General features: G+C 72.6%; 19 protein-coding genes. 10 read left to right on the top strand and 9 right to left on the bottom strand.

Annotated elements, in window-relative coordinates:
* The first annotated feature begins 227 nt into the window (after nucleotides 1-227).
* On the top strand, nucleotides 228-1,646 hold the full coding sequence (locus tag G011_RS0127105) for a helix-turn-helix domain-containing protein (protein ID WP_019611209.1): 1,419 nt from the start codon (nucleotides 228-230) through the stop codon (nucleotides 1,644-1,646).
* 97 nt (nucleotides 1,647-1,743) lie between these two features.
* On the opposite strand, the gene G011_RS30350 is transcribed toward G011_RS0127105, so the two are convergent.
* The 3 genes from G011_RS30350 to G011_RS31455 all read right to left on the bottom strand — a co-directional run bounded on the left by G011_RS30350 (nucleotide 1,744) and on the right by G011_RS31455 (nucleotide 4,620).
* Nucleotides 1,744-1,959, bottom strand: a complete 216-nt coding sequence (locus G011_RS30350) for a hypothetical protein (protein WP_019611210.1) — start codon at nucleotides 1,957-1,959, stop codon at nucleotides 1,744-1,746.
* A 951-nt stretch (nucleotides 1,960-2,910) separates the two neighbouring features.
* Nucleotides 2,911-3,423, bottom strand: a complete 513-nt coding sequence (locus tag G011_RS31930; RefSeq protein ID WP_155979848.1) for a hypothetical protein — start codon at nucleotides 3,421-3,423, stop codon at nucleotides 2,911-2,913.
* A gap of 33 nt (nucleotides 3,424-3,456) precedes the next feature.
* Nucleotides 3,457-4,620 (bottom strand): RHS repeat-associated core domain-containing protein, encoded by a 1,164-nt coding sequence (locus G011_RS31455; RefSeq protein WP_081643044.1) that lies wholly within the window; start codon nucleotides 4,618-4,620, stop codon nucleotides 3,457-3,459.
* 510 nt (nucleotides 4,621-5,130) lie between these two features.
* Between G011_RS31455 and G011_RS0127120 the strand changes: the two genes are divergently transcribed.
* Both G011_RS0127120 and G011_RS0127125 read left to right on the top strand, forming a co-directional pair.
* Nucleotides 5,131-6,774, top strand: coding sequence for a glycoside hydrolase family 10 protein (locus G011_RS0127120; RefSeq protein ID WP_019611211.1), 1,644 nt, complete (start codon nucleotides 5,131-5,133; stop codon nucleotides 6,772-6,774).
* A gap of 388 nt (nucleotides 6,775-7,162) precedes the next feature.
* Nucleotides 7,163-9,598 carry a GH92 family glycosyl hydrolase gene (locus G011_RS0127125; protein WP_019611212.1) on the top strand — a complete coding sequence of 812 codons (2,436 nt, stop codon included), beginning with the start codon at nucleotides 7,163-7,165 and terminating at the stop codon, nucleotides 9,596-9,598.
* Between the two features lie 270 nt (nucleotides 9,599-9,868).
* Here G011_RS0127125 and G011_RS0127130 read toward each other — a convergent pair whose 3' ends face one another.
* Nucleotides 9,869-11,146, bottom strand: a complete 1,278-nt coding sequence (locus tag G011_RS0127130) for an MFS transporter (RefSeq protein ID WP_019611213.1) — start codon at nucleotides 11,144-11,146, stop codon at nucleotides 9,869-9,871.
* 45 nt (nucleotides 11,147-11,191) lie between these two features.
* Here G011_RS0127130 and G011_RS0127135 point away from each other — a divergent pair, with 45 nt between their 5' ends.
* Nucleotides 11,192-12,613, top strand: coding sequence for a PLP-dependent aminotransferase family protein (locus tag G011_RS0127135; RefSeq protein ID WP_026338707.1), 1,422 nt, complete (start codon nucleotides 11,192-11,194; stop codon nucleotides 12,611-12,613).
* Between the two features lie 21 nt (nucleotides 12,614-12,634).
* On the opposite strand, the gene G011_RS0127140 is transcribed toward G011_RS0127135, so the two are convergent.
* Together G011_RS0127140 and G011_RS0127145 are read right to left on the bottom strand one after the other, a co-directional pair.
* The gene (locus G011_RS0127140; protein WP_155979850.1) at nucleotides 12,635-15,151 is read right to left on the bottom strand and encodes an ABC transporter permease; all 2,517 of its coding nucleotides are present in this window, start codon (nucleotides 15,149-15,151) and stop codon (nucleotides 12,635-12,637) included.
* A 163-nt stretch (nucleotides 15,152-15,314) separates the two neighbouring features.
* Nucleotides 15,315-16,082, bottom strand: coding sequence for an ABC transporter ATP-binding protein (locus G011_RS0127145; RefSeq protein WP_019611216.1), 768 nt, complete (start codon nucleotides 16,080-16,082; stop codon nucleotides 15,315-15,317).
* A gap of 365 nt (nucleotides 16,083-16,447) precedes the next feature.
* On the opposite strand from G011_RS0127145, the gene G011_RS0127150 reads away from it, so the two are divergent.
* On the top strand, nucleotides 16,448-17,368 hold the full coding sequence (locus G011_RS0127150) for a carbohydrate kinase family protein (RefSeq protein ID WP_019611217.1): 921 nt from the start codon (nucleotides 16,448-16,450) through the stop codon (nucleotides 17,366-17,368).
* A gap of 218 nt (nucleotides 17,369-17,586) precedes the next feature.
* Nucleotides 17,587-18,381 (top strand): SDR family NAD(P)-dependent oxidoreductase, encoded by a 795-nt coding sequence (locus tag G011_RS0127155; RefSeq protein WP_019611218.1) that lies wholly within the window; start codon nucleotides 17,587-17,589, stop codon nucleotides 18,379-18,381.
* A gap of 54 nt (nucleotides 18,382-18,435) precedes the next feature.
* Here the strand turns inward: G011_RS0127155 and G011_RS0127160 are convergent, their stop codons facing one another.
* A complete protein-coding gene (locus G011_RS0127160; RefSeq protein ID WP_019611219.1) occupies nucleotides 18,436-19,404 on the bottom strand; it encodes a YafY family protein in 969 nt (322 codons plus the stop codon).
* Between the two features lie 370 nt (nucleotides 19,405-19,774).
* Here G011_RS0127160 and G011_RS0127165 point away from each other — a divergent pair, with 370 nt between their 5' ends.
* Nucleotides 19,775-20,143 (top strand): hypothetical protein, encoded by a 369-nt coding sequence (locus G011_RS0127165; RefSeq protein WP_231391606.1) that lies wholly within the window; start codon nucleotides 19,775-19,777, stop codon nucleotides 20,141-20,143.
* A gap of 215 nt (nucleotides 20,144-20,358) precedes the next feature.
* On the opposite strand, the gene G011_RS0127170 is transcribed toward G011_RS0127165, so the two are convergent.
* On the bottom strand, nucleotides 20,359-21,861 hold the full coding sequence (locus tag G011_RS0127170) for a nitrilase-related carbon-nitrogen hydrolase (RefSeq protein ID WP_019611221.1): 1,503 nt from the start codon (nucleotides 21,859-21,861) through the stop codon (nucleotides 20,359-20,361).
* A 425-nt stretch (nucleotides 21,862-22,286) separates the two neighbouring features.
* Between G011_RS0127170 and G011_RS0127175 the strand changes: the two genes are divergently transcribed.
* Both G011_RS0127175 and G011_RS0127180 read left to right on the top strand, forming a co-directional pair.
* Nucleotides 22,287-23,453, top strand: a complete 1,167-nt coding sequence (locus G011_RS0127175; protein ID WP_081643046.1) for a sensor histidine kinase — start codon at nucleotides 22,287-22,289, stop codon at nucleotides 23,451-23,453.
* Nucleotides 23,444-24,088: a response regulator transcription factor gene (locus G011_RS0127180; RefSeq protein WP_019611223.1), complete on the top strand. Its 645-nt coding sequence runs from the start codon at nucleotides 23,444-23,446 to the stop codon at nucleotides 24,086-24,088. Before G011_RS0127175 ends, G011_RS0127180 begins: the two co-directional genes overlap by 10 nt.
* Nucleotides 24,089-24,236: 148 nt before the next feature.
* Here G011_RS0127180 and G011_RS0127185 read toward each other — a convergent pair whose 3' ends face one another.
* Nucleotides 24,237-24,926 (bottom strand): lytic polysaccharide monooxygenase, encoded by a 690-nt coding sequence (locus tag G011_RS0127185; protein WP_019611224.1) that lies wholly within the window; start codon nucleotides 24,924-24,926, stop codon nucleotides 24,237-24,239.
* A gap of 921 nt (nucleotides 24,927-25,847) precedes the next feature.
* On the opposite strand from G011_RS0127185, the gene G011_RS0127190 reads away from it, so the two are divergent.
* Nucleotides 25,848-26,455: cellulose-binding domain-containing protein (locus G011_RS0127190; protein WP_019611225.1), on the top strand; the 608-nt coding region annotated here is incomplete at its 3' end.

Raw genomic sequence — 26,455 nt, forward strand, 5'->3', positions numbered from 1 at the left:
GACTAGGGAGACGTACGCAACTCCGGCCTGTGTCGCGTGTCTCAGTTTGAGACAGCCGCTCCGAGGCCTCCGGGACACGGGCGAGTAACCTGGCCGTCACGCGGCCCGGGTGGGCGTACCGACCGTCCGCCCAGGTCGCGGCCGCAGAACCCCTGGAGGCCGACGTGCACGACCGGACGTGTTCACCGCCCAGACACGCACCCATCGACACCGCCGGACGGACACCGGTGAAAGCCCCGCGGCTGCGCGCCTCGTGGCGGCGCAGCGAGCACTACGGCGTCTCCGCCGAACGGGTGGAGCCCGCGTTCACCGGTTCCGTGGACACGGAGTCGCTGTTCTACGAGTGCGGCAACGAGGTCCTGCGGGGCATCCAGCGGACCATTGCCAACGAACCGGTGAGCCTGATGATCACCGACAGCGAGGGGCTGGTGCTGAGCAGGCTCGCCAACGACGCGGCGATCCTGCACTCGCTGGACCGGGTCCACCTCGCCCCCGGGTTCTCCTACGCCGAACGCGACGCGGGCACCAACGGCCTCGGCCTGGCCCTGGCCGACCGCGCGCCGTCGCTGGTCAGGGCGGAGGAGCACTACTGCACGGGGCTGCGCGGGTACACCTGCGCCGCCGCTCCGGTCCTGGACCCGTCCGACGGCACGCTGGTCGGCAGCGTCAACCTGACCACCTGGTCGGAGTCCTCGTCGGCCCTGCTGCTGGCACTGGCCCAGTCCGCCGCGCAGAGCACGTCCGCGCTCATGCTCGCCCGGGGCACGGGGCGCCGGGTCCAGCCCGCGCCCAGGGGCGCGGTGTTCCGCTTCCGCGCCGCCGGTGGCGGACAGGCCGACGCCTGCGCGTCGCGGCTCTGGCGCGGCGCCGTCGCCGAGGCCCGCGAGGCGGTGGGCGGGCGGACGCTGGCGGTCGTGGGCGAGCCGGGTTCGGGCCGGACCTCCCTGGCCTCGCTCGCGCGGCGGCAGGTCAGCGCCCGGGAGAGGGTGCTCAACGCCCGTCCGCCCGCCCCGGAGGACGTGGACTCCTGGCTCACGCTCTGGACCCCCGAGCTGGCCAAGGACGACACGTGCGTGATCGTGTCCGGGGTGGAGGCGCTTCCGGCGTGGGGCGCGAGCGAGCTGGCCCGGCTGCTGGCCGGGGCGCGGCGCGGGGGCGGACGCCCCCAGCCCTTCGTGGTCACGGCGCGGAGTTTCGACGCGCTCCCCGAGGCGCTGCGGGAGCTGGTGGACACGGTGGTCGAGGCCCCCGCCCTGCGCCGCCGCCCGGAGGACGTGCTGCCGCTCGCGCGGCACTTCGCGCAGGGGGCCCGGGGGCGGGCGATCGGCCTCACCACGGCGGCCTCCCGCGCGCTCACCGACTACCACTGGCCGGGCAACGCCACCGAGCTGAAGCGGGCGGTGTGCGACGCGGCGCAGCGCGCGGACGTGGTCGACGTGCACCACCTGCCCGCCGAGGTCTTCCGCAGCAACGGCGGGCGCCGCCTCAGCCGCATCCAGGCCGTGGAACGCGACGAGATCATCCGCTGCCTGACCGCTCCGGGCGCGACCGTCGTCGGGGCCGCCGCCGAGCTGGGGATGGGACGGGCGACCGTCTACCGCAAGATGCGCCAGTACAACATCCGGATGCCCCACCAGCAGGAGTAGGCGGGTGTCCGGCTGCGGTCGGCGGTGGGCCCTCCGCTGAGTCACGGGTGGGCCGGGGCCGCTGGTGGCGGTTCCGGCCCGTGGTGGGAGGGACCGGTCAGGCCGGTGCGAGAGTGAGGGCCTCGACGGCCAGGGCGGGCGGTATGAACGGGGCGTTGTGCGGCCACAGGGCCAGGAGGAGGGCGTCAGCGTTCGCGGCTTCGAGGAGTCCGGTGGGGGTGACAGCCCAGAAGGACTGCGTGGCCTCGCCGTAGTAGACGATTCCCTCCTGGGAAGCAAGCGTCCCACCCGCCTCGTCCGCCTCCCGCCTCACCCCAGGGAGTTAAGGATGAACAGAAGCAGGGCGGTCAGCGCCACCGAGACCACCAGCGACATGACACAGCCCAGACGGTTGCTGAAGAAGACGAACACGGCACTCCCTCCGTTCGCTGCCGACCCCGAAGGGCCGAGCACGATCACCGGCCCCCTACCCCACCTGCCCCGTCCCAGTACGGGCGTCTCCGGTCGTATCTTCAGCCAAGTCAGAAGAGCAAGGAAAACGGAGAGAAGCCGACGAAGCTAGCATCCGAGACTCAAGAGGCAAAAAAGAACAAAAGATGCGAGTGATGCACAAGCAAGAAAAACCAGATTGAGGTGCAGCGAAGTCACGACGCCAGAATCTTCCACGGCTACAGGCTCAGTCTTACTCCTTTCCACGAAATCCTCGATCTCCCTGGCACACCTCCGGTTTGTTGGGTAACCAGCGAGCCGACCGACCAGAGATCCCCCCAGATTGAGACACCACCACTTACTACCATCTTCAAGAACAATATCTACGCCCCCTTCCCAAAGAACCCTAGAAACGAGTCGAGCAGGAATGACATGCTTCACCAGAAGTTCTTAACAACAACAGCATCACCTCGCAGTTCAATATGAGTGAAGTATGAGACCTTCAGAAAAAACCAATAAGCAATGGGGTGGAACATCGAGTAGAAGAACCACTCCCATCGGTAAACTCCACTCTCAGAACCGAGGGCTTGCGTTACACCGCCAAGCCAAAAAAATCCGATAAGAAAGCAGGCGGAGATACCAAAGGAAGCTGTCCACCGGTTCCGCAGTGTCTTGGAAGATCTTTTCCGCCGAGACTTCTGAAAGACAGTCACCAGACAACCCCGACCAGGACCAACTGTTCCCCCCGACCGCGACCGCCTCACCCGAGCGCTCGAAATAAAGCGTGCCCTCCTCGGTTCCCGAAGACGGGGCCCAGGCCACCTAGCTTGCTTCCTCAAGAAACAAGAAAGCTCAAGCCAAGGTAGCTGGAAAACACAAGCACCCATATTACCGGGAAGGCAATGAGATTCAGATGAGGACTGACTTTAGCACCAGGGTCCTCCATTGCGCCGCCCGCACAGCAATCACCAACACACTGGCTGAGAATGCGCACAGCACGATTGGCGCTCGGGCTGCCGAACAAGGCCGTGAGGAGTGACCCTTCAAACGCCGCAGGCTTTAGGGTATCACCATTCTCCAACTCTATGACCAAAGCACCGCCCGGCGCCACAACATCACGCACCTGAATCAGCGGAACCGAAGTCTTCTTTATATAATCACGGATAATCAGAAGATTAACATCAACCTCAATGCTTCTCCAGAAGCCAACCTTGATACTCAACCATATCGATAGGCTTGCCATGGTAGCCACGATAAGAGCGGAGGGAATTTGGAATTCCCCAGAAGCCGCCCATAGGGCAAACAATGCCCAAATCAAGAACGCGAGAACACATGCCAGTGCCTGCATTCCTCTATTTCGAACGATCATTTCAACCAATCGCTAACGCCCAGCGAAGGGATTGCTGTACGGGACCGGTCCGCCGAACGTGGAGCCGCTGGCAATGTTGACTGCATAGTTGGCGGACGAAGCACCCCAATCAACAGGACCCGAACTCATGTCCCAGCCTTGGAAGATTCCCTCTCTGCGCTGAGGGTTTCCTGACCTGGGATTATAGTCCCACCTCTGAGTGCCGGTTCGTACGGTAGGCCTTGATCGCATTGAACTCAGCGCACCTCGCCACGTACCAGTTGCCAACCTACCGACACCGAGAGCGGCGCCTCCGCCCATGCCAAGCATCAGAGCGCTCCACCCATGTTCTCTCCAGTTGACAGAACCATCGATAGCCGCGTCCATCCCAACGTTTGCCGCAAGAACTGCCCCACCAGCAATGAGGCAGGAGCCCGCAGAGACGAATACGCAAGCGCCAAACGCAGCCCACCCAGCAACTTGGGAGATCGTTCCCCAATTGTCTTTGGTCCAGTCCCAGGCTCCACTCGCCCAGTCTCCAGCCTGCGAGAACCAACCAGCAGCGTCAATAGCTTGCTCTTGCGGAGATTTGGCATAGCTGACCGGAGGCCTCTTCGGAACAGGCGGTTTGGCGACAGTCTTCCAGCCGCTCCAGCCACCGGAAGCCATGGTGTAACGGTTCGTCTGGTAGCCGCCGCCTGAAGACGGCCGGTACCTGGTATAGGAGGTCTGACGCCATCCGTGCTTACTGCCGTAATGCCAGTGCTGAGTACCGCTGCTGCCGTTCTTCTTCTTGTAGGAGACAGTCGCCCTGTTCCCCGAGAGGCAGATACCGTCCGCAGGAGTGCAGTACGACAGCCCTGACCCGTCCCAGTAGGTGGTCGGACTGTTGTTGGCGTATGCGTACCCGTTCATCGTCTGCGCGTCAACGAGGTTCGTCAACGGGTCCACCGAGATGAACCGGCCCAGCGCCGCGTCATACGCACGCGCTCCGAGCTGGGTCAGTCCCGTGGACTCGTCGACCGTGCCGTCCACGAACCCGCGCTCGCCCGGCCACTCCCCTGCGGCCTCACGGTTCTCACCGAACACGGTCATCCGCCGCTGGACGACCTCTCCCCAGATCGCATCCACCGCCATCTCGCCCGTGCCGTGGTGGTCGGAGAACACCCAGTGCAGGTCCCCGTCGTTCTCGCGCACAGCGACCGTCTCACCCGCGTGCTCGAAGTAGCGCGTGACTTCCTCGCACCGCTACCTGGGTCAGGGGGAGAGCATGGGGGATGCCTGTCTTGTGCTGTTGTGGTGGGACTCTGCCCCCGAAGGGACTTAGTCCAGCTACTTCAAACCGGGCAGAAAGTTACTAGTTACACCTATGACTACACAAGGCACACAAAGTCACTTTTATCCACCGAAGCGAGGTTCAAGCGATGACTGAGGACGCTGACATGGACGCAAACCCTCGTGACCGGATCCGGCCACGGAATATTTGACCGAGCTACTGGCGGGGTCTCGCTCGATCCAGGCAAGTCGGCACCACGCAGCTCCCGCGACACATCGGTATCAACCTGACGTAGGAGTCTTGCATCTGCCCGGCAAATCATGAAGGTTTTCTCCTAGGGCAGACCCGGACGCCGCGCGCGGTGACCGCACCGGAGCGCGTCCCTTCCGGCTGCTCGCTGTCCGCACGACAGAAGCCGGAAGGAGCCCACGTTGGCGAAACCGCACCGGAACCGTCCCGCTCACCCGCCCGCCCGGGGGGCGGGCCGCGCCTCCCGAGCCGTCGCCCTCGCGGCGGTGCTCACCGCGTCGCTGCTCCACGCGCCGCACGCGGCGGCGGCCGCACCGGCCGTCCCGGCGACGAACACCTCCGCCGAGCCGTGCGCGGTCGATCCGCAGGTGCCGCCCAAGCGGCAGATGCGCGCCGAGTGGATCTCCTCGGTGGTCAACATCGACTGGCCCAGCGAGCAGGGCCTCTCGCCCGAGGCTCAACAGGCCGAGCTGATCGACCTCTACGACCGGGCCAAGGCCGACGGGCTCAACGCCGTGTTCGTGCAGATCCGGCCGACCGCCGACGCGTTCTGGCCCTCGCCGCACGAGCCCTGGTCGGAGTGGCTCACCGGCACGCAGGGCACCGACCCCGGCTACGACCCGCTGGCGTTCGCGGTCGAGGAGGCGCACGCCCGCAACCTGGAGTTCCACGGCTGGTTCAACCCCTACCGGGTGGCCATGCACGACGACCCCTCGCGCCTGGTGGCCGACCACCCGGCGCGGGTCAACCCGGACTGGGTGTTCGCCTACGGCGGCAAGCTCTACTACGACCCGGGCATCCCCGAGGTGCGCGCGTTCGTCGTCGAGGCGATGATGCACGCCGTCGAGAACTACGACCTGGACGGCGTCCACTTCGACGACTACTTCTACCCCTACCCGGTCGCGGGCGAGACCGTGCCCGACCAGGACACGTTCGCCGAGTACGGCGACGGGTTCGGCGACATCGGGGACTGGCGGCGCGACAACGTCAACCGCATGGTCCAGGAGATGGACGAGGCGGTGCACGCCGCCAAGCCGCACGTGAAGTTCGGCATCAGCCCGTTCGGGATCTGGCGCAACGACACCAGCGACCCGAACGGCTCCGACACCGGCGGGTTCGAGTCCTACAGCCAGATCTACGCCGACAGCCGCAGGTGGGTGCGCGAGGGCTGGGTGGACTACATCAACCCGCAGGTCTACTGGGAGATCGGCCTGCCCGTGGCCGACTACGCGGTGCTCGTCCCCTGGTGGGAGCAGGTCACCGAGGGCACCGACGTACACCTCTACATCGGCCAGGCCGCCTACAAGGTCGGCAACGCGGGCGCCTGGTCCGACTCGGACGAACTCTCCCGGCACCTGGACCTGAACCGCGAGTACCCGGGCGTGGACGGGGACGTCTACTTCAGCGCGAACTCGCTGCGCACCAACGCCAGGGACGCCATGGACGTCGTGGTCGAACAGCACTACGCCAACCCCGCCCTGATCCCGGTCAAGGAGGACCTGGGCGGGGCCGCTCCCGCACCGCCGGTGGTCACCGCCGCCGCCCGGGCCGACGGCGGCACCGAGCTGACCATCCGCCCCGGACGCGGCGGCAGGCCCGCCTACTACGCGGTCTACGAGCTGGAGGGCGCACCCGGACGGCAGGAGGTCCCGTGCGAGGTGCAGGACGCGCGCGCACTCATCGGCACGGTGCGCGCGGCCGAGGACGGTGGCGAGACGGTCTTCACCGCGCCCGGCGGCGGTGACGTGACCTACTACGTGACCGCCCTGGACCGGCTGCACCACGAGAGCACGACGAGCAACCCGAGGCACGTGCCCCGGGGCTGACCGACGAACCGCGGGGCCCGGCGCGCGTGCGCCGGGCCCCGCGGCCGTTCCCCTTCGGACCTCGAACCGCGAACGTCACCCGCACACGCCTCGAACCGCACCCCTTCCTCCGCCCGGGGGACGGACAGCACCCCCGCAGCGCCCCCGCGGACCGGCGCCGCCGCGGTCCCCTCCCCCGCTTCCGTCTCCGCACACCACCGCCCCCGCTCCGGACCCGCGCCCCGGTCGCGCGTCCGCGCCGCCGCGGTCCGCACCGTGGTCGGTCCGTGACACCACGGCGACGGACCGGCGAAGAACGCGCCAACTCCCCCGCCCGGACCTGGCCACGGCCCGCACCGCTGGGCCAGACTCGCCGGGAACGTCCGCTCCCCGCTAAGGACCGCAGAGGATGACCCTCCCTCCACGCTCCCCCCGACTCCTACCCCCGCTGCTCGCCCTCGCCGTCGGCGCCGCCCTGCTCTCCCCCGCACCGGCGGCCTCCGCGTCGCCGCTCCCGGCCGAGACGGCCCAGGCCGTGGCCTCGCCCGTCGATCACGTGGACCCGTTCATCGGCTCCACGAACGGCGGCAACACCTACCCCGGCGCGGTCCGGCCGTTCGGGATGATCTCCTGGAGCCCGACCACCACCCGCGGCGACCAGACCGACACCGGCGCGGCCAACGGCTACTCCTACGACGTCACGCGGGTGCGGGGCTTCGCCCTGACCCACGTCAACGGCGCCGGGTGCCACCCCGGTGCCGCCGGTGACGTGCCGATCATGCCGGTCACCGTGCCCGTGGAGAGTTCGCCCAGCGCCGACACCCGCGACGAGGTGTACGCGAGCGACTTCGACCACGCCGACGAGTCCGCCTCCCCCGGCCGCTACACCGTGGCCCTGGAGAACGGGGTGCGCACGGACCTGAGCGTCACCGACCGGGCCGGCGCCGGGGAGTTCGACTTCCCCTCGGACACCCCCGCCAGCCTGCTCTTCCGCACCTCCAACTCGCTCAACGGCAGCGAGGACGCCGACATCCGCATCGACGCGGAGGCCCGCACGGTGAGCGGTTCGGTGCTCACCGGCGCCTTCTGCGGACAGCGCGCCAACGGCGGCGAGAACAACCGGAACTCCTACTACCGGCTGCACTTCACCGCGCACTTCGACACCCCCTTCACCGAGGTGGGCACGTGGGAGGACGGCGAGCTGAAGCCGGGGGCCACCACCGCCTCCGGGGGTGAGGGCTACGTCCGCGACCAGCGGCGTGGCAGGGGCTCGGGCGGTTACGTCTCCTTCCCCGAGGGCTCCGACGTGGGCGTGCGCGTGGGCATCTCCTACGTCAGCGCGGAGAACGCCGAGGCCAACCTCGCCGCCGAGATCGCCCCCGGGCAGAGCGTGGACGCGGTGGCCGCGTCGGCGCGCGAGGCCTGGAACCGGCGCCTGCGCGCGATCAGGGTCGGCGGCGGCACCGACGACCAGCGCACCGCCTTCTACACGGCGCTGTACCACTCCCTGCTCCAGCCCAACCTGGTGAGCGACGTCGACGGCCGCTACCCGGGCATGGACGGCGAGGCGCACCGCGTGGCGGACGGACAGGACGCCCAGTACACGAACTTCTCCGGCTGGGACCAGTACCGCGCGCAGGTCCAGCTGCTCGCGCTGCTGGAGCCCGAGGTGGCCGGGGACTTCGCGCAGTCCCTGCTCAACTTCTCCGAGCAGAACGGGGGCGTGTGGGACCGCTGGGTGCACATCAACGGGCCCACCCACGTGATGACGGGTGACCCCTCGGCCGCGACGCTGGCGACGTTCGCCGCGATGGGTGTGGACGGTTTCGACGCCGAGGCCGCCTACGCGTCCCTGCGGACCCAGGCCACCGAGCCGCACCCCGACGGCCTGTCCGACGCCGGGTGCCCGGGCCAGTGCGAGGGCCAGCGCCCGAACCTGGAGCGCTACCTCGAACTCCGCTACGCGCCGCAGGACGACTGCCACTGCTGGGGCGGGGCCGCGGAGACGCTGGAGGCCTCCGTGGCCGACAACGCGCTCGCCCAGTGGGCGGAGCGTCTGGGGCGCGGGGACGACGCCGCGATGTTCGCCGAGCGCGGCGGGTACTGGCGCAACGTCTACAACCCCGAGGCCACACCGGAGGCGGGCTACGCGCAGGCGCGCGACGCCGACGGGTCCTGGGTGACGCCCTTCGACCCCGGGCGCGACACCGGGTTCGCGCAGGGCACGAGCGCGACCTACACGTGGATGGTGCCGCACGACGTCGGCGGCCTGGCCGAGGCGATGGGCGGCCGGGAGACCGCGGCCGAGCGCCTGGACGGGTTCTTCCGCACCCCCGACGGCGCGTGGTCGGTGGGCGGCGGCGATCCGCTGCGCTACGACCCCACCAACGAGCCGGGCATCCACGCGCCGTGGATGTACAACGCGCTCGGGCAGCCGTGGAAGACGCAGGAGACGGTGCGCGAGATCGTGGACACCCAGTACGGGACGGGGCCGGGCGGCCTGCCCGGCAACGACGACCTGGGCACGATGTCGGCCTGGTACGTGTTCTCGGCCCTGGGTCTGTTCCCGCAGGCGCCGGGGCGCGGCGAGCTGCTGCTGTCGGCCCCGGTGTTCTCCTACGCCAGGATCGCGCCGAGCGGGCGCGAGCCGATCACCGTCGTCGCCCCGAACGCCGGGCCGGACGCGACCTACATCGGTTCGGTGCGCCTGGACGGGCGTGAGCACAGGCGCTCCTGGCTGCCGGAGTCCTTCCTCAGCGAGGGCGGGCGCGTCACGCACGTATTGGTCAGCGAGCCCGAAACGGAGTGGGCGACCGCTCCGGAGGACCTGCCGGTCGACCACTGAGGGGGTGGGCGGGCGCCGCGCTCCCGCGCGCGGCACCCGCCCGCGACCGGGTATCCGGAGGGGCGCGGTGCCCGTCCACGACCGGGTTCCCGAGCGAGTGCGGTGCCCGCCCGTGATCGGGTTTCCGAACGGTCGTGGGGGCCGAGCCGACCTCCACGTGGACGGATTCCGGAAGGGTCGTGGGGACCACCGTGACCGTCGCGGGGCCCGGTGAGCGCCGGGCCCCGAGGCTCCTCACCCGGGCGCGGTGTCCGCCCGGGCCGACAGTTCTCAACGGCCTCCCACGTGCCGCGCCTCCGGAGACCCCGGTACGGGCCCGGAGAGGGAGAGCAGGACCAGGACCCCCGCGGCGGCGGCCATCACGGCTCCCAGCACCGCCCAGCCCGGCGTCCCGGCGGACAGCACGAGCGGGAGTGCCAGCGCGGACCCGAGCACGCGCGCCAGGGACGCCGCCATGCCGAACACCGACTGGTACTGGCCCTGGAGACCCGCCGGGGCGCGGCGCAGCGCCAGGTGCCAGGCGGGTGGTCCGCCGCCGACCTCTCCGACGGTCAGCAGGACGATGCCGGCGAGGATCAGAGCGGCGGCCGCCACCGGGCCGCCCGCGGACGCCGTCCCGAACAGGACGCAGGCGGCCGCGAGCGAGGCGCCCGCGACGGCCGCCGACCGGGCGGCGTGCGTGTCCGTGCGTACCCGCGCGGACCACGGCGTCTGGAGGGCGAGGACCAGGGCCGTGTTCAGTCCCAGCGCGACGGCCGCCACCCACTCGGGCGCCGACGTGCGCGTGCTCAACCACAGTGGAAGGATCACCGACAGCACGGGCATGCACATCTGGACGAGGGCCGACGCGCCGGTGACCGCGGCCAGGCGCGGGTCCCGCAGGGCGGGGAGTCCGCGCCCCGCGGACCCCGGGCCGGGCCCGCCGCGGTCCAGGGCGCGGGGCAGGCCGTGGAGCAGGGCCGCGCACACGAGCGCGACCACCGCACCCGCCGCGAAGACGGCGAGGAAGGCCGGCCGGGTGCCCACCGCCAGGACCAGGGCCCCGGCCACGGTCCCCGCGCCCAGGCCAGCGTTGAGGAGGGTGTGCATGCGTGCCCGCGCCCGCACCCGCTGGGCGGGAGGGACCTGGGAGGCGACCAGGGCGTGCCGGGCCGCGCCCACCCCGGCCTGCGCCACCACGAACAGAACCGCTCCGACCGCGTAGGTCCACAGGCCGTCCGCCACCAGGTGGACGGCCAGCGCGACGGCGACCAGCACACTGTGGGCGACCGCCGCGCGGCGCAGGCCGACGGCGTCGGCCACCGCTCCCAGCGGCGCCGCCGACAGGAGGGCGCAGCCGGCGGCGAGGGCGAGGACCAGCCCGATCATCCGGGCGGGGAGTCCCACCAGGGTGCCGAAGTACAGCACGGTGGTGGCGAGGACGGCCCCGTCGGTGACGGCGCTGACGAACTGGACCGCGTATACGCGCCGTACCGATGGCGAAGGCGCGGCGGAGGGCTGGGGGCCGGTCGCGGACGGGCGGGGAGGGTCGTGTGCAGAGAGGGACATACCCTGACGTTAGAAACCGGTGGCCCCGGTATACAGTCCGATTCCGTGGACAGAACGTGGGCCGTTTCGGGGATCGACCTGCACGTGGAGGTGGCGGGGACCCGGGTCTCCCGTTCGCTGGAGGACGCGCTGCGCCGAGCCGTCGCCAGCGGCGGGATTCCGGGCGGCACCCGCCTTCCCGCCACCCGCACGCTCGCGGCCGACCTGGGAGTGTCCCGCAACAGCGTGGCGCGGGCCTACGAGCAGCTCACGGCCGAGGGCTGGCTCGACGCCCGTGTCGGAGCCGGGACGTGGGTGTCAGACCGGGTCGCGCGACCGGTCGCGCCCCCTCCGTCTCCGGTGCCGACCGGTCCGGTCCTGGACCTGCGCGGCGGTGTCCCCGACCCGACCGCCTTCCCCCGGCAGGAGTGGGCGTCGGCCGTCCGGCGAGCGGTGTCGGGCGCTCCCGCGGACGTGTTCGGATACACCGACCCCCGCGGGGTGCCCGCACTGCGGGAGGCCCTCGCGGAGTACCTGGCCCGGGCCCGCGGTGTACGCGCCAGCGGCGAGAACGTGTTCGTCGGCAGGGGGTTCGCGGACGTGCTCGCGGTGGTGTGCGGGGCCCTGCGGGCGCGGGGCGCGCGCCGTTTCGCGGTGGAGGAGTACGGGCACGGAGCGCATCGCCGTATCATCCGCGCCCACGGCCTGGAGGTGCTCGCGCTTCCGGTGGACGAGGGCGGTGCGGACGTCTCCCTGCTCGACGGCTCCGGTGCCGAGGCGGTCCTGCTCACACCGGCCCACCAGTTCCCGACGGGTGTCCCGCTGGCCGCTGACCGGCGTGTGCGGCTCGTCCGCTGGGCGGAGCGCACCGGCGCGCTGGTGGTGGAGGACGATTACGACGGCGAGTTCCGCTACGACCGCAGGGCCGTCGGCGCGTTGCAGGCCCTGGCCCCGGAGCACGTGCTCTACGCCGGAACCGCCAGCAAGTCGCTCGCCCCGGCGGTGGGGCTGGCGTGGGCGGCCGCGCCCCCGTCGCTGGTGCCCGCGATGGTGGCGCGGAGGGAGTCGACCGGCGGGGGCCAGGACACGCTCAACCAGCTCGCGCTCGCGGAGTTCGTGGGCTCCCACCAGTACGACCGCAACGTCCGCCGCCTGCGCCACCACTACTGCGCCCGCCGTGAGGCCCTGGACACGGCGGTCCGTGAACGGCTTCCGGGCTGCCGGGTCTCGGGGCTGAGCGCGGGGCTGCACTGTCTGGTGGAGCTTCCCGAAGGGACCCGGGAGAGTGACGTGGCGGCCGAGGCGGCCCGCCGCGGCCTGGCCTTGGAGGGCCTGTCGTCCTTCGCCGCGGCTCCGGGCCGCGTCGACCGCGTCCCCGGGCGTCGTCCGAGTGTGGTCGTCGGCTACGGCGCCCCTCGCTCCCACCAGTACGCTCGTGCGCTGGCGGCTGCCGTCGCCGCCGTCTCCGCCGTGGCCGCCCCGCGCTGACGCGCGGGGCGCGTCTCCCCCTCACCCGGCGGCGTGCAGCGGACGGGCGCGCAGGGCCGCGACGGCCGGGACCAGGCTCGCGAGCAGCCCGATGCCCACGACGGCACCGGCCAGCGGCAGATACTGGTCCAGGGGGACGGCGAGCACCACCGTCCCGCCGCCGACGAGGGCGTGGCCCACGGCGGCCACCCCGGTCAGCGCCGTGGCGGTGCCCAGCGCCACCCCCGCCAGCGACACCGCCAGGGCCTCCCCCGCGACCATCCCGGCGACCTGGGCCCGCGAGGCCCCCACCAACCGCAGCAGGGCGAAGCTCCGCGCGCGGGCCGAGACGGAGACCACGAGGGCGTTGACCGCGCTCACCCCGGCGAAACCCGCCACCAGGGCCACCATGAGGTGGGTGATCCACGCGTCCTCCTGGCCGATCCGGGCCTGGTCCGCGATGTGCTCGGCGCGATCGGCGACCCGGAGTTCGGGCCCGGCGTCGATCGCCTCCTCCACCAGGGAGGCCGTCCTCCCGGCGTCGGCCGAGGGGTCGAGCGCCACGTACAGGCCGTTGTGCAGGGTGTCGAGCATCCGGGGCGCGACGGCCTCCTCGGGCAGCAGGACGTCGGGGAAGTCGAGCCCCGCCCGGTACAGGACCGACACCCGGGCCGTGAACCCGGTGCCGTCGGGGCCGAGCAGCTCCACGGTCCGCCCCGCGCGCCACCCCTGGCTCCGGGCGGTGTCGGCGCGCACGGCGACGCCGCCGGTGCCGAAGTCCTCCCACGCGCCGTCCTCCACCATCAGGTCGTAGATCCGCGGCACCGTCTCGGGTTCGACCAGGTGGGTGGTCAGGTACGGCCCGCCCGCGGAGGTGACCGTCTGGCGGTAGCCCCCGGCGACGGCGACCCCGGGCACGTCCTCGGCGGTCTCGGCCGCGGACGCGGGCAGACCCACGCCCAGGGCCCCGGACACCACCAGGTCGGCGGCCAGGCGCTCCCCGTAGGCGCGCAGGCGGGCCTCGGTGGTGGTGGTCTCCTGGAAGAGCAGCAGGCACGCGACCGCCGTCGTCACCAGCAGGGGCGTCATGACGCCCGCCACCCGGCGGACGTCGGCGCGCGCCTCCCGGTCGGCGACGAGGGAGGCGGCCCTCCTGCGGGTGACCGGGCGCAGCAGGAGCAGCACCGCGTGGACCAGCACCGGCGAGAGCAGGACCGCGGCGGCGACGAGGACCAGCGCGGCCGAGGCGGCGGCGGTCACCGCCACCACGGTCCCGGCCAGGCCCCAGCCCGTCGCGAACAGGGCCGCCGCGCCGCACAGGACCACGGCCCCGAGCACCAGGCGGGCACGGGAGAAGGGGACAGGTTCGGCCTGCGCCGCGCGCATCGCCTCCACGGGCGCGATCCGGCCCGCGGTGAGCGCGGGGCGCAAGGAGGCCGCCAGCGGCACGGCCAGGGCCAGCGCCGCGCCCGCCGCGAGCGCGGGCCAGCCCAGGACCAGCGCGAACCCGTCCGGCAGCGTCCCCAGCTCCGTGAAGAGCCAGGCCAGGAGCAGTGCCAGCGCCGTACCCACGACGCAGGAGAGCGCGGCGGCCACGCACCCCAGGACCAGGGCCTCCCCGACGACGAGTCGGCGCACCAGCCCCGGCCGGGCCCCGGCCAGGCGCAGGAGGGCGAACTCCCGGGCGCGGTCGCGCACGGTCAGGGAGAGCAGGCCCGCGACCGTGACGGCGGCCACCGCCAGCGCCAGTGCGGCCATGGTGCCCAGGAACCGGCCCATGCCCGAGGCCAGGTCCCGGTTCTCCCCGTCCAGGGCCAGCGCCGTGGAGCGCTCGTCCCCGGTGAGGACCCGGACGCCGGGCGCGGCCTCCTCGACCGCCCCGGCCAGCCGGTCGGGGCCGGTTCCCTCCCCTGGCCAGAGCGCGGCCATGACCGGCTCGCCGCCCCGCCGCGCGGCCTCGGCGGGTGGGAAGAACAGGGCCCGGTCCGGGGCGCCGCCGCGCTCGACGGTTCCGGTGACCAGAACCTGGGCGATCCCGTCGGAGGTCAGGACCCGCGCACGGTCGCCGGGGGCGAGCCCGGCGTCGGCGGCGGTGCGGGTGTCGATGACCACCTCGTTCCCGCTCTCGGGGGCCCGTCCGGTGGCGGGGGTGAGCCCCTCGGCCTCGGCGAGCGCCCAGGAGTGGCCGAAGGAGCGGTCGGAGTGGCCGCCGAGCGTGCGGTCGGAGGTGACCACGTAGGCGGAGAAGGGGGCCTCGACCGCCGTCCGGCGCACGCCGGGGAGGCGCTCCAGTTCCGCCACGGTCTCCGGGTCCAGCCGGGGCGGTTCCCCCAGCGGGGAGGCGGTGATCCCGGCCGCGGCCTCCTCGGGGACGGCCGCCACCACGACCGGCGCCCGCGACAGCGTCCAGGAGGCCCCGGCTCCCCCGGCGGCCACCCGCTCGGCCGAGTCCTGGAGGGCGAGGACGGCCGTGGCCAGCCCGGCGCCCAGGGCCACGGTCAGGACCGACAGGACCAGCTGGCGCGCGCGGTCGGCGGCGCCGCGCAGAACCATCCGCATCACGCCGCACCGCCTTCCCCGTCGCCCGGGGCCGCCTCGTGGTGGCGCGGGTCCTCACCCCGGCGACGCGGATACGGCGGCCGACCGGTCGGCGCCTCGGGTGGCATGGTGGGCGATACTGCGGCCACCGTCTCGGGCGGCACGTCGTGGTGCGCCGCGCGGTTCACCGCTCCTCCAGACGTCGGATCCGGGCCAGGACGGAGTCCGCGGTGGGGTCGGCCAGTTCCCCCTGGACGCGGCCGTCGCGCAGCATGAGCACGCGGTCGGCGCGGGCGGCGGCGACGGGGTCGTGGGTGACCATGACGACGGTCTGCCCGTGGTCGGAGGCGGCCCGGCGCAGCGCCTCCAGGACACCGGCCCCGGAGCGGGAGTCGAGGTTGCCGGTGGGTTCGTCGGCCAGGAGCACGCTCGGCCGGTGCACCAGGGCGCGGGCGACGGCGACGCGCTGCTGCTGGCCCCCGGAGAGTTCGGAGGGCCGGTGGTCGAGGCGGTCGGCCAGGCCGAGCGAGGCCACGAGGTGGTCGTGCCACGCCTCGTCCCGGGGCAGGCCGGACAGTCGCTGGCCGATGGTGATGTTCTCCCCCGCGGTCAGCGACGGGAGGAGGTTGAAGGACTGGAAGACGAACCCGAACGCCCGTGCGCGCAGCCGGGTCAAGGCCGGTTCGGCGAGTCCGGTGATCGGCTGGCCCTCGACCGTCACCGTGCCCGCGTCGGGGCGTTCCAGCCCCGCCAGGCAGTGCAGGAGGGTGCTCTTGCCCGAGCCGGAGGGGCCCATGACCGCCGTGAACCCTCCCCGGGGGAAGGCCGCGTCCACCCCGGCCAGCGCGTGGACGGGTACGTCTCCCCTCCTGTGGGTCCTGGTCAGCCCGGACGCCCACAGCGCGTGGGGGGTGGCGTCGGCTCCGCCCCGGTCCCGGACGTGCCCTTCCATGGCGAACTCCGCTCGTCTCGTCGTGTGGAAGGGGCCTCGGCGCCCTGTCCGGCCCCCGCTCAAGAGCCAAACACGGGGGCCGGTCGGCGTCACTGGGCCTGGACGGAGGTCCGGTGGTGGGGACCGCCCCACCACCGGAGACCGGCCGGGGCACGGGGACGGGCCGCGCGGGCGGGCCTCCGCCGGCGATGCGGACGCGGGCCTCCCCGACGGGTGCGGCGGCACCGGCGGGCGGGATCCGCGGGCGGGGCACGCGGCCCCGCTCCCTCCCGACGACCGCGTCCCCTGGTCGCGGTGTCCGGACGTCCCTATGCTTTGCCGAGGCCGCCTGTCTCGGGGAGGCGGACAGAGACGAGGGGGAGTCCGTGACGGACGGATACGACGTGCTGGTGGTGGGGGGCTCGGGCGTCGACACGATCGTCCGGGTGGACGAGCTGGCCCTGCCCGGCGGGGACTCGGTGTTCGTCCCGCCGGTGGTCGACTACGTGGGGCACACCGGCAACGGGGTGGCGCTGGGGTGCCACGCGCTGGGACTGGCCACCAAGTTCATCGACTACCTGGGGGACGACGCCCAGGGCCGGATGGTGCTCGACTCCTACGCCGAGCGGGGACTGGACTTCAGCCACACCGTCTCGCCGCACGGCACGCCCCGGGGCGTCAACCTCGTGGACCGGAGCGGGCGCCGCTTCTCCTTCTACGACGGGCGCCACCCGGGAGACCTGCGGCTGCCCCCGGAGTTCTACCTGCCCTTCGTGCGACGGGCCCGGCACGCGCACCTGTCGATCATCGGCCACAACCGGGACATGTACGGGGACCTGGAGCGCCACGGCCTCACCACCTCCACGGACCTGCACGACTGGGATGGGACCGACCCCCACCACCTGCACTACGCGCTGCGCTCGGACGTGGTGTTCATGAGTGCGGCGAGGGTCCGCGACGGGGTCGGGGACGTGCTGCGCGACGTGGTCGGCCGGGGGCGGGCCCGGGTCGCCGTCGCCACCGACGGCGAACGGGGCTGCCACGTCCTGGAGCGGGGCTGGGACGCGCCGCGCGGCTTTCCCGCGGTGCGGCCGAACCGGCCGGTGGTGGACAGCAACGGCGCGGGGGACGCGTTCGTGGCCGCCTTCCTGCACGCCTGGCTCGGCGGGGAGCCCGTGGAGCGGTGCGTCCTGGCCGGTGCGGTGGCGGGGGCCTTCACCTGCGGCAGCGCGGGAACGCACACCGAACTGATCGACCTGCCCACGCTGCGCCGTCTGTCCGAGGACGCCGAGTACGAGCCCGTCTGAGGGGGCGGCCGGAAGTGGTGCCGGTGTAGCGCGTGGGACGGGCCCGTGAACCCTGGCGGCCACGGCGCCGGCGGCGGGGCCGGTCCCCGCCCGGTGCCCCCGCCGCACGGGGGCGTGCGGGGTCCACGCACGTCCCACGGTCGCTCCGGCCGCCCCACACGGCCCCGGGCGCCGGGTCGCGTCGGGCGGCGGGGCACGGAGCGACGTAGCGTGACCCCATGGACATCGATCTGCGTACACGCACGGCCCTGGTGACCGGCTCGACCCAGGGCATCGGCCTGGCCATCGCCACGGCGCTGGCGCGCGCCGGGGCGACGGTGGCGGTCAACGGGCGCGGCGAGGAGAAGGTCGCCCGCGCGGTGGAGGCGGTCACCGAGCGGGTGCCCGGGGCCGCGCTGGTGGCCGCGACCGCCGACGTGACCACCGAGGAGGGCGTCGACCGGCTCCGCGAGCTGCTCCCCCGGCTCGACGTGCTCGTCAACAACCTCGGGATCTTCGGGGCTCAGGACGCGCTCGACATCTCCGACGAGGAGTGGCGGCGCTACTTCGAGGTCAACGTGCTCTCCTCCGTACGCCTGACCAGGGAGTTCCTGCCGGGGATGACGGAACGCGGGTGGGGCCGGGTACTCAACATCGCCAGCGACTCGGCGGTGGTGATCCCGGCCGAGATGATCCACTACGGCATGTCCAAGACGGCGCTGCTCGCGGTCTCGCGGGGGTTCGCCAAGGAGGCCGCGGGCACGGGGGTGACCGTCAACTCGGTGATCGCCGGTCCCACCCACACCGGCGGCGTGGAGGACTTCGTCTACCAGCTCGTCGACCGGGACCTGCCCTGGGAGGAGGCGCAGCGGGAGTTCATGCGCCTGCACCGGCCGCAGTCGCTCCTGCAGCGGCTGATCGAACCCGAGGAGATCGCCAACATGGTCGCCTACCTGAGTTCGCCGCTGGCCTCGGCCACCACGGGGGCCGCCGTGCGGGTGGACGGCGGGTACGTCGACTCCATCGTCCCCTGAGAACGCGCCCGGACGCCGGGCAGGGGCGCCCGGCGGCCGGGCGCGGCGCCGCTCTCAGCCGGTCGTGTCCACGGACCGGTGGAGCCGGTCGGCGAGCGCCGCGGTGTGGCGGGCGAACTCCGGCGGGCCCTCGACCGTGAAGGGCAGGCCGGTGAGCGCGAGGACGACCGCGAGCCACTCGTGGGAGTCCACGCGGGCGGTGTAGCGCGCCCGGTCGGGGCCGACCGCCTCCAGGTCGCCGTCGATGCGGGAGATCCGCGCCGCCACCTCCTCGGCCGACGCGTCGAACAGGACCGACACCGTGTGCCGGGCCCGCCCCGCCCCGAAGCCCCGCTCCAGGTGGTCGGCCAGCGGTTCCCCGGGCAGCCCCCGGCGGGTGAAGGGGGCCCTCGTGGGGGTGACCCCGGTGATCCGGTCGAGGCGGAAGGTCCGCCAGTCGTCGCGCTCGCGGTCCCAGGCGAACAGGTACCAGCGCCGTCCGGACAGGACCAGCCGGTACGGGTCCACCTTGCGGCGCAGCTCGCGGCCGTCGCCGCCGCGGTGGAGCATCCGGACCCAGTGCCCGTCCGCGACGGCCTCGCCCAGGTCGGTGAGGACCCGTGTCCGCACGCCCGGCCACACCCGCTGCTCCGGTTCGACCGCCGCGGCCACGGCTTTCGCCCTGCGGGCCAGGCGCGAGGGCAGTACCCGGCCGAGCCGGGCCAGGGCCCGCTCCGCGCCCTCCTCCACGCCCTCCACCCCGCCGAGCCCGGCGGCGACGATCCGCAGGCCCAGGGCGGCGGCCACGACCTCGTCGTCCTCCAGGAGCAGGGGCGGCACCGCGCGGCCAGCGGCCAGCCGGTAGTGGCCTCCGGGGCCGCGGAGGCTCTCCACCGCGTAGCCCAGTCCGCGCAGCCGTTCGATGTCGCGGCGCAGCGACCGCGGGCTGACCTCCAGGGCGGCGGCCAGGTCCGCGCCGGGCCAGGACCTGCCGGTCTGGAGCAGGGAGAGCAGGCGCAGCATCCGCGCACTCGTGTCGGCCATACGGCCCATTCTCCGGCGGGTTGTGGCCGGATTCCGACCGCAATCCCCCGGTGTGGCGCGATCGCCGATCTGGCTGGGAGTTCCGGCAGCCCGGAACACGGATTTGCGCACGGTCACGGGGGTGTCAGAAAGACACCAGTGGTGTGATCGTGGACACCGCCGACGTTTTCGTGGGATCGCTCCCGGTCGCCTGGGGTGGAGACCTCGTGCGCTGACCAGCGGTTCCCGGGAAGGGGAGCAGCGCAGAAGTCGCGTTGCGCCCCCGCGTGATCACTCTGCGCTTCCATCTCTTACTGAGAGTTTACCCGGACCGGGTAGACATAGACGGAATAGGCCCCCACGGACCTGAGATAAGGATGTGCGCGACGTGATGGACTGGTTGAGCAACATCTTCGGCGGAGCAGCCGAGGAAGCAGCCCAGGGAGTGTCCGACGCCGTGGGCGGAGTCGGCGAGGCCGTGGGCGGGATCGGTGAGACCCTGGGCGGCGCCGGAGAGGCCGCGCAGGCCTACGGCGAGGAAGCCGTCGGCGGGTTCGCCGAGGGCGCCCAGGCCTACGGCGAGGAAGCCGTCGGCGGTTTCACCGAGGGCGCCCAGGCCTACGGCGAGGAGGCCGTGGCCGGTTTCCAGGACAGCGCCACCGAGGCGGTCGGCGGCTTCCAGGACCAGGTGGACACTGTGAGCGGTATCGCGGAGGACCCGGGCGGCGCCGCCGCCGACCACTTCTTCGGCAACAACTGACCTACCACCCTCCCGGCCCCGGCCGGGAGGGCACGGCCCGCCCGGAGCACCCGTGCCCCGGGCGGGCCGTTCGTGCACCGCTCCCCGTCAGCCGGGGAACAGCCGGTCCGGGCGGTCGTCCGAAGCCCGTTTCCGACACTCGGCCGGGGACCGCCCGCGAGTCCGTGCACGGGCGCCAGGACCGCGGCCGCCCTCCCGGGCCCGGGACCCTCGGCTCACTCCCGGCGCGGCCGGGCCGCCGAGAGCACGGCGAGCGCGGCCAGGGCGGTGACGCACGTCCAGGCGAAGGCGTCCCCGATCCGGGAGTAGACCGTGGTCACCCCCTCCCGGGGCACCATGGCGACCATGGTCTGCTGCCCGGTGGTGAAGTAGTCGGTCGTCGCCAGCACCCGCCCCTGGTGGTCGGTGGCGTTGGCGCGGCCGCGGCTCGCCTGCCGGAACAGGGCCGAGCCGTTCTCCACCGCGCGGAACACCGCGTTGCGCGCGTGCATCTCCTTGATCCCCTCCCAGGTGTTGGCGCCGACCAGCAGGACGTCCACGCCCCGCGCGCCCGCCTGGCGGACCAGTCCCGGGAAGTCGGCGTCGTAGCAGATGGCCACGGCCAGCCTCCCCGCCGGCGTGTCCGCGACGGGCACCGTGCCGGGCCCCGGCTCGTAGGGCTCCAGGACGGGCACCGGCCTGCTCTTGTCGTAGGTCCACGCGACCTCGCCGTCCGGGGCGACCATGAGCATCTGGTTGCGGATGTGGGGAGCCCGCCCGGTGTAGACCGACATACCGGCGTTGACGTACACCCCGTGGTCCCGGGCCACCTCCCGGATGTCGGCCACCAGCAGGTCGCGGTCCTCCTCCAGGGTGAAGGCCGCCGACTCGGGCCACACCACGACCTCGGCGCCCGCGGCCGCCTCCCTCGCGGTGCTGGCGAGGAGTTCGTCGTTGACGACGCCGAAGCGCTCACGCAGCACGACCGGATCGGCGGCCCGCAGCGCCTCCAACGAGTCGTACTCCCGGAAGGTCGGCACCAGCTCCTCCCACGCGTCCTGCGAGGTGGTGACCCCCGCGACGCGCACGGTGTCGCCCGAGGGCGCGGCGAATACCAGGCGAGCGCCGCCCGCGACCGCGACCAGAGCGACCGTCCCGGCGCAGGCCGCCGCCACCGTGCGGGCCGCGCGGTCGGTCAGGCCGCGTGCCCACAGCAGCGCCGCCGCCGAGCACGCCCAGGCCACCAGGAAGCTCACTCCGTACACACCGGTCACCGAGGCCACCTGGATCAGCGGGAGGTTGTCGGCCTGGGTGGCGCCGAGAACGCCGTGGATGGTGCCGAAGGGGGTCACCGAGGCCACCGTGAACTCCACGGCCACGGTGGCGAGCGGGAAGACCAGGCTGACCCGCCACGGGGCGCGCTCCCCCAGTCGGCGGTACAGGAGGCGGTCGACGGCGTAGGGGGCCGCGTCGGCCAGGGCCAGGGCCAGCGCGAGCAGCACCAGCGGCGGGGAGAGCAGGTCGGCCAGCCACAGCCAGACCAGCACGGCCGTCGTGCTGGCGGCGAGGACGCCCGACAGGGCGGGCAGCGGTCGGCTGGCGCGTGCGAAGCGCAGCAGCAGGACCGGATAGACCCACGCGAGCAGCGCGATGTCCCAGGCGGCCTGCATCGCAAAGAGGGACAGGGCGGTACCGGCGAGGAGCCAGGCGTAGCGCGGGAGGGTCGGGGGCGCGGTCATGGTTCGGCCTTCGTCTCGGGAACGGGGGTCTTGGGGAACAGGAGTCTCGGGGAACAGGGGTCTCGGCCGGCCGGCACGGCCACAACGCTAGGGAGCCGCGGCCCCCGCGCCCATGGGGAATACCGCCCTGTTCGGGACGCGGCTCCCCACCCCGGAATGCGGTGTTCCGCAGTACCCGCGCGCCCGGGGGGTGGCTAGTGTCGACGCTGACGCCGACCGCGGCCTCCCCCCGTTCTCCGAGAACACGGGTTCCGAGGGCACGGGCCCGCGCGGACAACCGGGCACGGACACTCGAAGACGGGTGCCCGTCACGCACCAGCGGACGCGGGCACCCGGCGCCGGGCTACCGGGCACGGGCAGTCGGGTCCGGGTACCCGGCACGGACGCCGGAGGCGGCGGCGATCGGACAGGCGGAGAGGACGGACGTGACGACGCACGGAGACGCGTATCCGGCGGCAGCGGTGGCGCGCGCATGGGGCCGGGCAGTGACGGGCGCCGCCGCCGGAGCGGTGACCGCGCTGGCCGAGGCCCTCTTCCTCGCGGCGGCCCTCGCGACCGCCGTTCCCGCGCTGCCTCTCCTGCTCCGTCCCGCCTCGCGCGCGTCCCTGCGCCGGGCGCTGGACGGGGCCGCCCGGCCGCTGGTCTCCCTGGAGCGCGGCCGCCTGTCCGCCCTGTTCGGCGTCGACATCACCGTGCGCCCCGGGACGGCCCGACCGCTGGCCTACCTCGCGGTGCGCTGCCCGGTGGGGCTCTTCGGCGGGCTGGTGCTGGCCTTCTTCGCCGCCGGGCTCTACCTGGCGCTGTCACCGCTGGAGGTGCTCGACGGCAACGACCCCGCGATCGTGCCGATCGGCCTGGCCCTGATGTACCTGAGTGCTCAGGGAACCGTGGGCCTGGTGGGAACGGAACGCTGGCTGGCCCGGAGGTTCCTCGGCCCCAGCCGCCAGGACCTCATGGAGGAGCGGATCGGGGTCCTGGTCGCGACCCGCGCGGGAGTGGTCGCCGCCGTGGACGAGGAGCGCCGCCGGATCGAACGCGACCTGCACGACGGCGTCCAGCAGCGCCTGGTACTGCTGGGGATGGCGCTGGGTCGGGCCCGCCGCGACCCGGGTTCGGAGCGGGGGCGCGCACTGGTCGAGCAGGCCTACGAGGAGTCCCGCGACGCCCTGCGCGACCTGAAGGAGGTCGCCTGGCGGGTCTACCCGGCCGCGCTCGCCGGGTCGGGGCTGCGGGCCGCGCTGCACGACCTGGTCGGCCGGTCGAGCCTGCCGATCGACCTGGAGTACGGCCTGGAGGGCGCGTGCCCGCCGACCGTGGAGACGGCGGCCTACTTCGTGGTCGCCGAGTCGGTGACCAACGCGGTCAAGCACGCGCGCGCCGAACGGGTCAGCGTGCTGGTCGGCGCGCGGGGCGAGGAGGGAGCGAGGTCCGTGGTGGTGCGGGTACGAGACGACGGGGTGGGCGGGGCCGACCCCGCGGGAACGGGGCTGGCCGGTCTGGCCAGCCGGGTCGAGGCGCTCGACGGCCGGCTGTCGGTGGACAGCCCCGCGGGCGGGCCGACCACGGTCAGGGCGGAGCTGCCGTGCGGGTGATGTTGGCCGAGGACTCGGCGCTGCTACGCGAGGGGCTGGTGCGGCTCCTGGAGGACGAGGGGCATCAGGTGCTCGCCTCGGTCGGGGACGCCGACGCCCTGTTGGCGGCCGTCCGCGAGGAGGCGCCCGACGTGGCCGTGGTGGACGTGCGCATGCCGCCCACGCACACCGACGAGGGGTTGCGCGCCGCGCTGCGCATCCGCCGGGAGCAGCCCGGAGTGGGTGTGCTGGTGCTGTCCCAGTACGTGGAGAAGCGGTACGCCACCCGGTTGTTCGGTGAGAACACCACCGGTGTGGGCTACCTGCTCAAGGACCGGGTGGTGGAGGTCGACGAGTTCCTGGAAGCCCTGGTCAGGGTGGGGAGGGGAGGCGCGGCCTTCGACCCGGAGGTGGTGCGCCAACTGCTCGCGGGCAGCAGCCGCAGGGACCCGTTGGGGCGCCTGACCGAGCGTGAGCGCGACGTCATGGCCCTGATGGCGCAGGGGCACATCAACTCGGCGATCGCGGCGCGGCTGTTCGTGTCGCAGAGCGCGGTGGAGAAGCACGCCAACGCCATCTTCGACAAGCTGGAACTGGGCGACACCAAGGGGTACAGCCGTCGCGTGCTGGCGGTGCTGCGCTACATGGAGGCCTGAGCGCGGGCGGGACCGGGCACGGGGGCGCCGCGCGGCGGTGAGCGGTGTCCGCCGCGCGGCCGTCGGCCGCGGGTCCGCCGGGGGTGGAGGTCCCGGCGGACCCTGTCCGGAGGAGGGGTCCGGACGGCCGGTCGGTTGGTCGTGGGGATCAGGTGAAGTTCACGTCACTGCACAGGTAGTAGACCTGGTCCATGTGGGAGGCCTGCCAGATCGTGAACACGATGTGGTGGCCGGACCTGCCCGAGGTGCTGACGTCGATGTAGCTGTCCAGCGCGGGCGCGTAGGGACCGGTCTCCTCGACCAGCTCGAGGTCGTCCCAGCCCAGGGCCTGGGTGGTCGGGTCGAAGCCCTGCTCGGTGACGTAGACGCGGAAGTAGTCCGCGCCGTGCTGGGCCTGGTCGTACAGGTGGAGGGTGAAGTCGTCGCCGACGTCGGTGGTCTTCCACTCGCCGACCGCGTCCATCGAGTCGTAGCGGCCGCCCTCGGTGTTGCCGCCGCTGCACAGGGTCCCGTCGGGGATCTGGCCCTGGTGGTCGCCGCCCACGTTGTCGCGGTACAGGCCGTTCCAGTTCCACATGGCGTTGGGGTTGTCCTGCCACGCCTGCCAGCACATGGGGTCTTCCTGCGCCATGTCCGGGTTGAGGTGGTCGCTGCCCCAGCGCTCCCAGCAGCCGTAGTTGCGGCTGGCGGGGTCCACGATCGAGCCGTGCGCGGAGGCGGGGGCGGCCATCGTGGTCAGGGCGACCAGGGGTACGGAGGCCAGGACGAGCGCGCGTGCGGCCCAGGTCCGGCGGGTGGTCCCGGTGGTCTCGGTGGTTTCAGCGGTTCGGGGGGTCATGCTTTCCATTGCGTTCTCCATCGTTCTCGGCTTGGTCAGCCGATCGACGGGAGCGCTCCCATAGCGCATGTTACCCCTCGGAGCCGAGTCGAAACAGAGCGCGGGGAAAATCCCTGGCGCGCCCTTCACAGCGGCGGCTACCGCCCCCCGGTGCCCCCGGTCACCCTTCAGGAGGAACACCCGCAGGCACCGCCGCCCGACCGACCCACCCCGCTCCGACGCGGTAGCCGCGCCCCGGGCGACACGGCCGCGGGGAGAGCGCCGACGACGGCGACGGGTTCCCGGCCTCCCCGGATCCACCACTGCCGCCGGTGGTCCACCGCGACTCGTCCGGCCGGGTCGATGCCCCACCGCCGGGCCGGGTCGGGGCACCTACCGGCTGACCGAGCCGGGCGGAGCCGCCCCGGGGACGGCGGCGGGCGGCCTCCTCACCGAGTACACGGGACTTCCGGTTCCGTTCCGGGTCGCGACCGCCGCAGTGGGGCTGCTCGCCGTGGCCGCCTGGCGACCGCAGGTTATTACTGACCGGTTGTGAACCAGGTCACTACCTGCGCATTTCCCTTGTGTGAACCGCGTACCAGAAATACTCCGGTCATATGGTGTTTACATATCACCATTGTCCGGCTACCGTTCAGGAAAGCGTTCCGGACCCGTAACACTCCGTCGCGGGAACCGGTGACGCCTTCGCACACACTGTTCACGTCCATCCCCCTACACCCCCGCTCACCCCGACTGGGAGCGCTCCCAACCCTTCCAGTCCTTTTCGCTCGGCTTTACCCCGGATCTAAGGCACGCGAATGCAGCGCTCACCTCCATAAACGCAGGGAATTGTCCACACCTCCCGTCCGCCGGGCCCGAACTCGCCGGCCCGGCACTTCAGAAGGCTCCTTCTGGCAACCCGCTTCCATAAGGAAAGAAGAGATGAGCACACCCCCCCGTGCCGCGAACCTACGTTCGTGGACACGACGCGGCCTGGCCGCGACCTCCGCCCTGGTGCTCGGCAGCACCCTGGCGGTCGCCTCCTCCGTACCCGCCAGCGCGGCGGCCGGTTGCGAGGTCGACTACCAACTCAACGACTGGGGCTCCGGGTTCACCGCGAGCGTGGAGATCACCAACCTCGGCGACGCGGTCAACGGCTGGACCCTGGAATGGGACTTCGCCGGAAACCAGCGGATCACCAACTCCTGGAACGGCACCGTCACCCAGAGCGGACAGAGCGTCTCGGTCACCAACGCCGGGCACAACGCCTCGCTCTCCACCGACGGCACCGCCAGCTTCGGCTTCCAGGGAAGCTACACCGGAAGCAACGCCGCTCCCACGGCCTTCGAACTCAACGGCGTGCTGTGCAGCGGTGACGTCGAGGAGCCGGAGGAGCCGGAGGAACCGGAAGAGCCCGGGGAGCCCGAGGAGCCTGAGGAGCCCGGCAGCAACGGTCGGGTGGACAACCCGTACGTGGGCGCTGAGGTGTACGTCAACCCGATCTGGTCGGCCAACGCCGCCGCCGAGCCCGGCGGGGACGCCGTGGCCGA

The organism is Nocardiopsis sp. CNS-639 (assembly GCF_000381685.1).
In the GTDB taxonomy this organism is placed as follows: domain Bacteria; phylum Actinomycetota; class Actinomycetes; order Streptosporangiales; family Streptosporangiaceae; genus Nocardiopsis; species Nocardiopsis dassonvillei.